The organism is Fuerstiella sp., from assembly GCA_022447225.1.
Classification (GTDB): Bacteria; Planctomycetota; Planctomycetia; order Planctomycetales; family Planctomycetaceae; genus S139-18.
The window spans coordinates 1-11,755 of the sequence record JAKVAZ010000017.1 but is presented as its reverse complement, the minus strand read 5'-3'; the positions used below and the strand labels follow the sequence as shown (position 1 = coordinate 11,755).

General features: G+C 51.0%; 9 protein-coding genes. 8 read left to right on the top strand and 1 reads right to left on the bottom strand.

The window, feature by feature from the left end:
* Positions 1 to 401 precede the first annotated feature (401 nt).
* Positions 402 to 2,441, top strand: coding sequence for an FkbM family methyltransferase (locus MK110_17715; protein MCH2213147.1), 2,040 nt, complete (start codon positions 402 to 404; stop codon positions 2,439 to 2,441).
* 697 nt (positions 2,442 to 3,138) lie between these two features.
* Here the strand turns inward: MK110_17715 and MK110_17710 are convergent.
* A complete protein-coding gene (locus MK110_17710) occupies positions 3,139 to 3,699 on the bottom strand; it encodes a hypothetical protein (protein ID MCH2213146.1) in 561 nt (186 codons plus the stop codon).
* Between the two features lie 258 nt (positions 3,700 to 3,957).
* On the opposite strand from MK110_17710, the gene MK110_17705 reads away from it, so the two are divergent.
* From MK110_17705 to MK110_17675, 7 genes are all read left to right on the top strand, one after another.
* Positions 3,958 to 4,827, top strand: a complete 870-nt coding sequence (locus MK110_17705; GenBank protein MCH2213145.1) for a sugar nucleotide-binding protein — start codon at positions 3,958 to 3,960, stop codon at positions 4,825 to 4,827.
* The gene (gene rfbB, locus MK110_17700; GenBank protein ID MCH2213144.1) at positions 4,824 to 5,870 is read left to right on the top strand and encodes a dTDP-glucose 4,6-dehydratase; all 1,047 of its coding nucleotides are present in this window, start codon (positions 4,824 to 4,826) and stop codon (positions 5,868 to 5,870) included. The genes MK110_17705 and rfbB overlap by 4 nt, the downstream gene beginning before the upstream one ends.
* 75 nt (positions 5,871 to 5,945) lie before the next feature.
* On the top strand, positions 5,946 to 6,824 hold the full coding sequence (gene rfbA, locus MK110_17695; GenBank protein MCH2213143.1) for a glucose-1-phosphate thymidylyltransferase RfbA: 879 nt from the start codon (positions 5,946 to 5,948) through the stop codon (positions 6,822 to 6,824).
* A 665-nt stretch (positions 6,825 to 7,489) separates the two neighbouring features.
* A complete protein-coding gene (locus MK110_17690; protein ID MCH2213142.1) occupies positions 7,490 to 8,281 on the top strand; it encodes an FkbM family methyltransferase in 792 nt (263 codons plus the stop codon).
* Between the two features lie 796 nt (positions 8,282 to 9,077).
* Positions 9,078 to 10,151 (top strand): NAD-dependent epimerase/dehydratase family protein, encoded by a 1,074-nt coding sequence (locus MK110_17685; protein MCH2213141.1) that lies wholly within the window; start codon positions 9,078 to 9,080, stop codon positions 10,149 to 10,151.
* A 119-nt stretch (positions 10,152 to 10,270) separates the two neighbouring features.
* Positions 10,271 to 11,164 carry an FkbM family methyltransferase gene (locus tag MK110_17680; protein ID MCH2213140.1) on the top strand — a complete coding sequence of 298 codons (894 nt, stop codon included), beginning with the start codon at positions 10,271 to 10,273 and terminating at the stop codon, positions 11,162 to 11,164.
* A 139-nt stretch (positions 11,165 to 11,303) separates the two neighbouring features.
* Positions 11,304 to 11,755, top strand: a 452-nt coding sequence (locus MK110_17675; GenBank protein ID MCH2213139.1) for a glycosyltransferase, incomplete at its 3' end; no start/stop codon positions are given.

The window sequence follows — 11,755 nt, the reverse complement described above, 5'->3', positions numbered from 1 at the left end:
ACAATCCGGCTGAACGTGACAAACATCGTTTGTGACAAGCCGGGTTTTCTTCATGTTCGCAGTCCCCCGGTTCCGTCGGTAACCGGGGGTTTTGTTTGCGCTGTGAAAAACGTCCGCAGATTCTGGGGAGCTGTCCCGCAATCAAACATCGGTCCGACACGAATATATTCCATTCTCTGGTGAGCATGAACGAACACACAACGGAAAAACTGCTATAGCGTTGAATCCGGAGGTTGAAATAGTCTGTCCGGCGGTGAGCTGTAGTGTCTGTATGTCACTAACCGGATCTTCATGAAGGATTTCCCAATCCTGACACGAAGTCCTCTCCAATAATACATGTCGTTGCGAGGGCCATGTCCACGCAGACAGTCGCACGATTCGCTGTAAAGAATGGATTCTTTATGAAGCCGCGACTCCTATTTCTGAATCGATCTTACTGGCCGGACACCGAAGCCACCGGCCAACTGCTCACAGCACTCTGTGAAGGCCTCACAGATCAGTTTGATGTGCATGTCCTCGCCGGCCAGCCAAACGTGCCTTCGACCAGCACAGACTGGAAGAACATCGAAGAGCGAAATGGCGTTACCATTCACCGAGTCAAACACACAACATTCTCCAAAAGAAACATGCTGCAGAAAGGGATCAATTTCCTTTCGTTTGTTCGTGCCTGCCAGAAACAGATTCGATTGCTGCCACAGCCGGATGTAGTCGTTTTCGAAACGGATCCGTTCCTGCTGCCGTTCGTTGCCGACCGATTTCACCGATACAGCGGGTGCAGCATGGTGGGCTACTTGCAGGACATCTACCCGGATGTTGCGGTCGCTCTGGAGAAAGTCGGGAACAATCGGGCTATTCGGAAACTAAGAAGCTCACTGTTCGACATATACCGCCGCTGCAGCAGAATGATCGTCCTGAGCAAGGACATGAAACAACTGCTTCTGGAAAGCGAAATTCCCGATGAAAGTGTGTCAATCATTCCAAACTGGGCAGACACACAACAAATCGTTCCGGTTGAGAGCAGCAATCGATTTCGGCGAAAATTCAGACTCGAAAAAAAGTTCGTGGCAATGTATTCCGGAAACCTGGGGCTGACTCAGAATCTGGAGGAATTCGTTGAAGCAGCTGCAATTCTGCAGGACGACACCGAGATTCAGTTCGTTTTTGTGGGGCAGGGCGCTCGCAAAAAAACTCTGCAGCAGCAGACAGAGTCATTGGGACTGTCCAATATTCTGTTTTGTGACTATCAACCGATTGAGGAATTGTCACACAGCCTCAGTGCCGCCGATCTGCATCTGCTGCCTTTGACTGCCGGACTCAGCCGCTGTCTGATGCCAAGTAAACTCTATGGCATTCTTGCTGCCGGACGACCATTTCTGACCAATGCACCTGAGACTTCAGAACTTTTCGAACTTACGAAGTCTCATCACGTGGGATTCACCGTTGAAGCCGGATGTCCTTCTGCGATCGCTGAAGCTGTTCGCACAGCAAAAACTGACCGTGCCACATTGAAAAACATGGGACAAAGAGCGCGTCAACTGGCAGAAGATAGATTTACGAAGACACTTTCGGTGTCTGCTTTTGCGAAGTCTCTGCAGGAAGTCACCCGGGAATCTTCGAAACAAGTGATACCGACAACTCGGACAACCAGATTGCGCAAAGCAATTCTCAAACGTGTTCCCGGACACGGTGTCATCCGCCGTCGACTTCCTCCGAAATTCGGAAGGCGATCTTGCTATATCCCCGCGAATTCTGACACGGCCTTTGTAAATCCGGGATTTACGGAATTCAAAAGTCTGATCAGAATCGCGTCTGAATGTATTCGCGAAGGTGACCGTATTTGGGACATTGGCGGAACGACCGGCCTGTTCAGCATTCTGGCAGCTCATCAGGCCGGACATCGCGGCAACGTTTTATCGGTCCAGCCGGATCCGAATCTGGCAGCACTGATCCAACGAACCTCCGAACATGCGGACAATCGTGACCTCACAATCGATGTTTTGTGTGCCTCTGTTTCGGCAGAAACAAAGATTGCTCAGATTTGCCCTGTTGAGCAAAATCAGCGTTACCGCAGCCCGGCGGAAGTCCTCAACGGCATGCAGACAGTTCTTGCCAAACAACCACAGTTCTCACCTGCCACCACACTGGATTCAATGCTGTCGGTATTTTCACCACCAACCTTTATCAGGATTGATGTCGAGGATGCCCAACAGCTGATCTTGGAGGGAGGAAAGCGATTAATCGAAGAGTACCGTCCACGTATCTGTGTCATAGTCGAAGAAAAACAGATTCAGTCCGTCAAAGCAATTCTCAGTTCATTCGGCTATGACCTGTTGGAAAGTAGTCTGCCGGTGTCCGGTCGGGAAGCTGGCCGGCAGGACGTATTCAATATGATGAGTGTTCCTTCTGAGCAACCATTGTCTCAACTGGCATCAGCCGCGTAGTCCAACAGGTGGACAGGAGTTCAATCCGGAGTGACAATTCATGTCCGTGCAAACCAGGCACGAACCGGACAGGATGAGTCGTGGTCGACAGTTTTGCTGTTCCGTTGTAATTCCCGTCTTCAATCGAATCAAGAGTCTGCAACGACTATTGGGAGCAGCTGACAACCCAGACGACGTCAGCTTCACAATTCGAAGTCATTGTGTGTGACAATGGAAGTACTCAGTCGCTAAGGCGGTTAATCTCTGCACTTCAAAGGTTACTTCCACATGTGAGATATCTCGTGTCATGAAAACCACGGAGTGGCCGCTGCACTAAATTTGGGGAATTGTGCACGCAGTCAGTCATGTTGTGCTGCTTCCGGACAGTGACGTTACGATCGGTCCTAAACTGGTCTTTGAACTGAGAGGCGCACTCATTGTTCGTCCCGGCTTGAAGACAGTTGAAGTACATTCAGAACTGACGCGGCAGAAAAAATTGGTTCAACGTAACAGGCATCGAACCACAATCGAAAGGACCTGCCGGACAGCGGCAATTCGCTTATCGGACAGACGTATTACGACGTGAGACAGCGCGCACACCGTTGACCACAATCGATAGCAATCTGGACAAATAACGAAGCAGTATGCCCCAGGTGCATAACTTGTCTTGTCTCTGACTGGCCGTTTGAGCGGTGTCGTCACCGTCCACGGCACGGATTCAGTCCGTTAATTCAACATCGGCTTCGTCAATCGTTACCGATGCACCCTGCTGCATGAAACTCACCAAAACGGTGAGCCTGTGTTGTGAGTGAATCTCGGTAATAGTCCCTCGAACCCCGATCAACGGACCGGAAACAACGATCGCATTTTGGCCGACCAGTGGTACAGGCTCAGGACGTACGTCCGACCCCTCCTGATTGAGCAGTCGGATTCTGCGAAGATCGGCAACCAGCTGTTCGCTCTCCACGACTTCCAGACAGTTGGCCACGCATCCGGTAGCGACTGCTTTGTAACGGTCTTCTTCTTTGCCTCGCACGAATACATAACTGCGAAACAACGGCAGGTAACTCGTGCGAATTCGACCGGCAGGTGATCTTTTACGGGTTTCTGCCAAAGGGCAGTAATGTGAAATCTTCTGTGACCGCAACCGCCTCATTAGTTCCTTTTCCCGTCGGCTGAGGGTGTGAATAGCGTACCATTCAATACCCTCACTGCTCTGACCGTTCTGATTCAACAGATTGTCGGGGAAAATGTCCGGTTCATTTGCCAGAATTGGCATTTTGGTTGTCCGCTGTGGGTGGTTGAGAGGTTCCTTGCCACATGGAGTGACCGAAAAGACTTACGCAACTCGTATGAGTCTGTGACATGAACAGGAACTGCACAATAGTTTTTGCTAGGTTTCCCTGATCTGAAGCTCCGAATCGGAAAATTACGTGATCCGAAACCAAGAAATTGATTGTCTGAACCACTGTTGGTTCAACAAAATTCAAACGATGGTCGGCAACAATTTGGTCAACGAACACAATCAGGAAAGAACATGCTGGTTCTGTTAGGTGGAAGCGGATACGTCGGCCAGGCACTACAGGCAGGATTGTCTCGACGGGGGCTGGAATTCAGCTCAATCGCCCGTTCGGACGTTGACTACACTGACGCATTATCCCTGAAGCAATACTTGCAAAGTGTCCGGCCGCAGTACGTATTCAACGCAGCTGGATATACCGGTCGTCCGAATGTCGATGCATGTGAATTGCACCGAGCCGAATGTCTGGCAGGCAATGGTGTATTGCCAGGAACGGTGAGAACGGTCTGTGAAGATCTGAAAATTCCCTGGGGGCACGTATCTTCCGGATGTATTTTCACGGGAACGCGCAGTGACGGCATCGGATTCCGGGAAAGTGATGACCCCAACTTTACATTTCGTCAGGATAACTGCAGCTTCTATTCGGGCTGCAAGGCCTTGGGCGAAGAAGTACTGCAGGGCGCGGAACGTTGCTGGATCTGGAGACTGAGAATACCGTTCAATCACGTCGATTCGCCCCGCAATTATATCACTAAAATGATGAACTACCCCCGACTGCTCAATGCGACCAACAGCCTGTCACATCTGGACGAATTCGCTGATGCCTGCATTGACTGCACAATGAAGGAATGCGAGTACGGACTCTGGAACCTCACCAATCCGGGATCAATCACAACTCGGCAGGTGATCGAACGCGTTCAGCAACACGGACTCAGTCACAGGCCTTTCGAGTTTTTTGAAAGTGAAGAACAATTTCTTCGAATTGCCGCAAAGACGCCACGTTCCAACTGTGTGCTGGACAGCAGTAAGGCTGTTGCCGCCGGACTTCCACTGAGTCCCGTTGAGGAGGCTCTTGAAAAAGCGATGAAGAACTGGATCAGGGCATGAAGACCATTCTGATTACTGGTGGAGCTGGATTCATTGGCAGTTGTTTTGCGCGGCAACTGGCCTCACGCGGCGATGTCCGTCTGGTCAATCTCGACAAACTCACGTACGCAGGTAATCCCGATTCACTTCCGGATGGTCCCAGCCACCAGCTGATCGTTGGTGATATTGGAGATTCTTCACTGGTCCGTGAACTGCTGCAACAGCATCAGCCTCAGGCCATCGTTAATTTCGCGGCGGAATCTCACGTGGATCGTTCAATCGACGGTCCACTGACATTTGTGGAAACCAATGTGCTGGGAACATGTCGATTTCTGGAAGAAGTGAGAAATTTCTGGAACGGTCTGGATGAATCAGCCGGTAAGGCATTCCGTTTCCTGCACGTGTCAACAGACGAAGTTTACGGCTCATTAGGTGATACCGGATTATTCACGGAATCAACGGCATACGCTCCGAACAGTCCCTATTCCGCATCCAAAGCTGCGTCTGATCATTTTGTCCGGGCCTGGCATCACACGTATGGATTGCCGGTGCTGCTGACCAACTGCTCGAATAACTATGGGCCATATCAGTTTCCGGAAAAGCTGATTCCACTCATGATCCTGAATGCCATGGAAGGTCGACCACTGCCGGTGTATGGTGATGGGCTCAACGTTCGCGACTGGCTGTATGTCGAAGACCACTGTGAAGCGATTCAAACAGTGCTGACACAGGGAGTGGTCGGCGAGTGTTACAACGTTGGCGGAAATACGGAACGGACGAATATCGAAATAGTGAAGACGATTTGCGGAGCCGTAGATCAGTACTGTCCGGACCTGGCACACACACCATGCGATTCATTGATCACGTACGTGAAGGATCGTCCCGGCCACGATCGTCGCTACGCCATTGATGCCTCAAAAATTCGTGATGAGCTTGGCTGGGTGCCGAAAACCGATTTTATGACCGGTATTGAAACAACCGTGCGCTGGTACCTCGACCATTCCGATTGGGTTGAACGAGTCCAGAGTGGCAACTACCGGCGCGAGCGACTTGGATTGGAGTAGATTGCAGTGAACACCCCGGTTACCGAGTGACCGGGGTGCTTGTCTGCGCAGAGAATTCATTGGAGAGGAATCGAGATGAGTTGTTTCAAAAAAGGCATCATTCTGGCCGGAGGGTCCGGTTCTCGGCTCTTTCCACTCACTCTCGGCATCAGCAAACAAATGGTGCCGGTGTACGACAAGCCAATGATCTATTATCCGCTTTCGGCGCTGATGCTGGCAGGGATTAACGAGGTGCTGGTGATTTCGTCACCACGCGACATCGGTGGTTTCGAACAGCTGCTGGGCACTGGTGAGCAGTGGGGAATGAAGTTTTCCTACGTAACACAGCCAAAACCCGACGGACTGGCCCAGGCCTTCGTCCTCGGGGCCGATTTCATTGGCGATGATCACGTAGCGCTGGTTTTGGGAGACAACATCTTCTACGGCAGAGGATTCCAGCAACTCCTGGGAAATGCGGTGTCACAGGACACCGGAGCGACCATATTTGGTTACGAAGTGCGCGATCCGGAACGTTACGGAGTGGTCGAATTTGATGACACCGGAAAAGTCGTGTCACTGCAGGAAAAACCAAAGGAACCCCGTTCGCATTATGCCGTGCCAGGGCTGTATTTCTACGACAATGATGTAGTAGAGATTTCACGGAATCTCGAACCCTCAGAACGTGGTGAGTATGAAATCACGGACGTCAATCGCGAGTACATGCGTCGCGGCCTGCTAAAGGTCGAATTGTTGTCACGCGGATTCGCATGGCTGGATACGGGAACTCACAATTCACTTCTGGAAGCCGGCCAGTTCGTAGCTGCCATCGAAAATCGAATGGGGCTGAAGGTCTCCTGCCCGGAAGAAATCGCGTTTCGTCGAGGCCTGATTGATGCAGAACATCTCCGAAACCTCGCGGCCGAATATCCAAATGATTACGGAGAATATTTAAAACACGTCGCATCCGGTCGCTAACGACAGAAGAACATCGGCAACCCGCAGGCATCTTATCAGAGGGCAATGGCACAGCTGTCACCTCAGGGATATCAACACCGTCCCGGTGGCCGGTCAGTCCGCGCGTCGACGCTACCCGGGCTTTCCGTCCGATGTCATATGCCAGCTCGAAGAGAATGACTCACCGGCGGCACAGATTCCGGACGTGATTTAACTTGCAGTCGCAACGTTGTCTGTGTTGTCCCTGCTTTCGAAATACTCTCCGTTTATGATTCTGCTGATCGGATTGCATTTCTGATCCTGCCGCCTGGTACAGATCCGGAAACTTCTGCCGATTGTTGAAAAGAAGAACCGGCAGTCATTTCATCACTGGCACCTCGTCCGGCTGAATCTGCGCGAAGTCGGTCTAGCATTGAATCACAGATTTTGGCTAACCTCGCGAGAACAACCGTGATCCATGCGGTTCGCATCAGCGGAATGCAATCGAGTGACCGGAGTTGCGTCGACTCCTGATGTCACCCAGGAGGGCGAAGTTTGCGCGGACATCTCGCGTGTCTCGTTCAATTTTCAGGCACAAACAGACATTGTTGAATTTCGGATATTTTTTAAATCTGCATAACTCACGGCACCTCGATTTGATGCGGCCATCACGGAATTATTTACTGATTGTTTATTGAACGCACACGATGCTTAGAACAATCGCAGAACGCGTCGCTCGTCGAATCGTGATCCGCCGTCGGCTGCCATCCAGCTTTGGCCGACGTCCGTTCTTCGTCACCCCCGATTCGGCACTGACGTACTTAAAACCAGGATATGGCGCATTCCGTGATCTGGTAACGATCGCTTCGGAATACGTTCAGGAAGGCGACCATGTCTGGGACATTGGAGGCAATTTAGGTGCTTTTAGTTTTTTGGCATCACACCGGGTCGGAGAGGCGGGCACGGTGGTATGTGTGGAGCCGGATCCGATTCTGGCGTCATTAATTCAACGATCGACTCAGCTGGCAGAAAACCGGGATCGCACCACTCATGTCCTGTGTAGCGCAGTGACCAATACGTCAGAAATCACACAATTTTCTATAGCGGTACGTGGCCGTTCTTCGAACTCATTACAGCACACCACCGGGCGTAGTCAGGCTGGCGGAACCAGATACACACAATTGGTTCCAACAACGACACTTGATTCCATGTTGGCTGTGTTTCCACCTCCAACAATCATAAAGATCGATGTGGAAGGCGCTGAACAGTTAGTGCTGGAGGGCGGTCACAACGTACTCAAAGAGCACCGGCCGAAATTCTATCTGGAAGTCGGAAAGCAACCGACAGCCTCCGTAACTGAGATCCTTCGGTCATATGGCTATCAGCTGTTTGACGGAACCCAACCGAAGGCACAACGGCAGTTGCGTTCGGCATGTGTATTCAACACACTCGCCATTCCATCCGAGCAGATTCGACCTCGTTTGTACCACGCAGCCTGAAAGCAGTTCGAGCATACGACGATCAGGGTTTAAGCAAACACGCCAATTCAGTCGTCTTCACAAGGGAGTCACCTCACTTGGTTTGTATCGAAATATCCTGGCGAACCTGCTGGTCCGTCTGAGAATTTCCGGGACGTCGGTTCACGCGGAATCGTTCGCCAAAAATCGTCGGACACTGATGGAGACATTCCGGGCCATTTTTGAGTCCCCACCATCACAACCGTTTGGCTGTTTCTGCCACGTCAAGATTCTATCGCAATCAATACGGATAATGTTTCCCGTTTGGTATTCCTTATGGCTGGCGCACTCAGCTCCACGCGTTGGTTGATGTAGTTCTGAATTGGACGGAAATCGCCTCAGAACTGGATTCGATGTCGCAAAAAATCAGTTTATCGTTCTGGCGACTGTATGCCTTGCCGGTAATACAGCAATTCAGTTTGTGTTCCTTCGTCACGACTACCCCTATCTCTTTTAACAGTCAGATAACACCCGGCGTCTCACGAAAGTGACGTGGTTGGACCATCAGCGACTGAAATAAATATCTCATAGTCCGACTGGAACTGACATGCACCTTGTCCATCTGATGTTCAGCGGACTTGAAAGAATTCTGACAACTGACTGATCCCTCCTGAGAACTCAACATGAAACTCAAAGTTGCACCACATTGTGACAACTCAGGACACAGACATGACAGTAGACGCTGATTTGCAATCCAGATCACTGCACCTGTTTCGCTAAAGACATTTTCAAAAACCACCTCCAAATATTTGTGAACTGTAGGTTTCAGTAAACTGTCATGAGTGTAGCAATCATCACCGGATCCGGGGGACTGATCGGTTCTCAGGCCGTTCGACATTTCTCGACTCAGTTCGACATTGTCGTGGGAATCGACAACGACTCCCGGTGCTATTTTTTCGGCACTGAAGCATCGACACGACCATCAACCACGCGACTCGAAGCCGAAGTCAAAAACTTTCAGGCTCGAAACGTTGATATCAGAGACACAGAAACCATTCAGACCATCTTTTCTGAATTTGGCAGCGACATTCAGTTAATAGTGCATACCGCTGCTCAGCCGTCGCATGACTGGGCGGCTCGAGAGCCGCTGACAGATTTCACCATCAACGCTAATGGCACACTCAACCTGCTGGAAGCCGCGCGTCAATCAAGCCCGGAAGCGGTTTTCGTGTTTACATCAACCAACAAGGTCTACGGCGACACGCCGAATCAACTACCACTGATCGAGTTGGAAACGCGCTGGGAGATCGACCAATCGCATCCGTACTTCGAATACGGAATCGATGAATCAATGTCCATTGATCGGTGTAAACACTCGCTGTTCGGTGCTTCGAAAGTTGCTGCCGATGTTCTCGTGCAGGAATACGGCCGCTACTTTGGGATGAAGACCGGAGTTTTCCGGGGTGGCTGTTTAACCGGGCCTAATCATGCCGGAACCGAAATGCACGGCTTTCTGTCGTATCTTGTGAAGTGTTGCGTGACTGGACGCCACTATTCGATTTTCGGATACAAGGGAAAGCAGGTTCGAGACAACATACACAGTCACGACCTGATCATGATGTTCGATCACTTCTTCCAGAATCCTCGATCCGGTGAGGTTTACAACGCTGGGGGAGGGCGGTTTTCGAATTGCTCGTTGTTGGAAGCAATTCGGATGACAGAAACACTGACCGGAAACAAAATGAACTATTCGTACAAAGAAGATAATCGCACCGGCGATCACATCTGGTACGTCAGTGACACACGACGGTTCCAAACTCACTACCCGGAATGGGAGCAGCGGTACTCGGTCAACGAAATTCTGCAACAGATCATTAACGTCGAAGCGACTGGTGCCGGAAGGGCTGCCTGAATTTCCCACGCCCGGAGGTACCGATCTCCGGCAGCCTAAGAACGACGGTACAGCATCATTTCATTCATGACGTTTTCGCGAACTTTTTTCCGAATCACAGAATCAGAAGGATGATCACGATGTCTGAAGAGCGAAGAGTCGCCATGACGGTGTCGTGCACAGACACCGATTACATACCCAAAGTTGGCGATGCGGGGTCTGTATTTGAAACTTCCAATGGTCGGCGAGTACAGGTCATGCACAACGGCATCAAGGTTTATGCCGACGGGTATTACGGACCGTTCATCACGCAAATCGTCGAAAAACTGGGCGGTCACCATGAACCGCAGGAAGAAAAAGTGTTCTTCGAGGTACTGAAGAAAGTGGGACCTGATTCGACGATGATCGAACTGGGATCCTATTGGAGCTATTACTCTCTTTGGTTCCAGCAGGCGATCTACGATGCGAAGAACTATATGGTCGAACCCGAACGGGAGAATCTCGAGCTCGGCAAACAAAATTTTGACATGAACAATGCTGAAGGCATTTTTGAGCACGCCTTTGTCAGTGATGTAGCGGATCAGTCGTCGACACCGCCAACCATGAGCGTGGACAGTATTATTAAGAAGCATGGCATCGAAAAGGTGGCGATCCTGCACTCGGACATACAGGGATTTGAACGCTTGATGCTTGACGGAGCAAAGAATGCGCTGTCGAAGAAGAATGTTCGCTTCATTTTCATATCCACCCACGGCCATGAACTCCATCAACGTTGTCTGAGTCGCCTGAAGGAACTGCGGTACCATCTGATCGCGAAGCACACTCCCAGCGAGAGTTTCTCCGGCGACGGTCTGATCGTGGCATCTGCCGAACAGGAATTTGACGAGCAGATCACGATCAGTCACCGCGGGCGCTTTGCAATGGGATTCAACGAGAGCGTCCGTTGGTCTCTGTATCGAATCGGAGTCTACGCTGCACTCTCTGCAGTATTTGCGAAGCGTTATCCGGCTCCGGTGCACCGGGTCCTTCGTTGATACGGCAATATTGACGGCCCCTGCAATACGCCCCACCGAGTCGCTCACATCGATCGCCGTACAGTTCGGGCGGTGCACATCCAGACAGCGGAACATTACGGTATTCGCAACAAAGATACTGGTCAGAGGAGACGTTCTTGTGTCAGATAAATTGTCCTATGCAGTCGTGTATCAGGGGGCATACCCACCGCCGCAGATTTCGGCGGGAGTACGGCGGGTTCGTGACATATGCCGCGGACTTGCAGCAACTGGCGGTGAAGTCCGCATGATCGTCCCCAGACATTTCGGCCACCTTGAGCAAGCCACTGACACCGACTTTGGCGTCGTTTCCGTCGGTCCGATTCAACATCGACCGACGGTGAGTTCACGTCTTCGCTTTTGGAGACAGTTAACAAAAACAGTCGTTCAGCAATCTCCCGACTTATGTCTTTTCTATGACACAACGCTCGACAGCTATTACTCAATGCAATCCATCAAGCGAGCAGGAATTGCAGTGGGGTATGAACTGTGCGATCTGTTCTCAACATCCGAGCCGAAAATGGGAAGGAGGATTGCACGTGTGCTGGCGGAACGATTCCTGCCACGGGTCAG

Coding starts and splice junctions, on each gene's coding strand:
- MK110_17705 (MCH2213145.1), top strand. CDS start 3,958: ATGCTGGTTCTGTTAGGTGGAAGCGGATACGTCGGCCAGGCACTACAG.
- MK110_17680 (MCH2213140.1), top strand. CDS start 10,271: ATGTCTGAAGAGCGAAGAGTCGCCATGACGGTGTCGTGCACAGACACC.
- MK110_17710 (MCH2213146.1), bottom strand. CDS start 3,699: ATGCCAATTCTGGCAAATGAACCGGACATTTTCCCCGACAATCTGTTG.
- MK110_17715 (MCH2213147.1), top strand. CDS start 402: ATGAAGCCGCGACTCCTATTTCTGAATCGATCTTACTGGCCGGACACC.
- MK110_17690 (MCH2213142.1), top strand. CDS start 7,490: ATGCTTAGAACAATCGCAGAACGCGTCGCTCGTCGAATCGTGATCCGC.
- rfbA (MCH2213143.1), top strand. CDS start 5,946: ATGAGTTGTTTCAAAAAAGGCATCATTCTGGCCGGAGGGTCCGGTTCT.
- rfbB (MCH2213144.1), top strand. CDS start 4,824: ATGAAGACCATTCTGATTACTGGTGGAGCTGGATTCATTGGCAGTTGT.
- MK110_17685 (MCH2213141.1), top strand. CDS start 9,078: ATGAGTGTAGCAATCATCACCGGATCCGGGGGACTGATCGGTTCTCAG.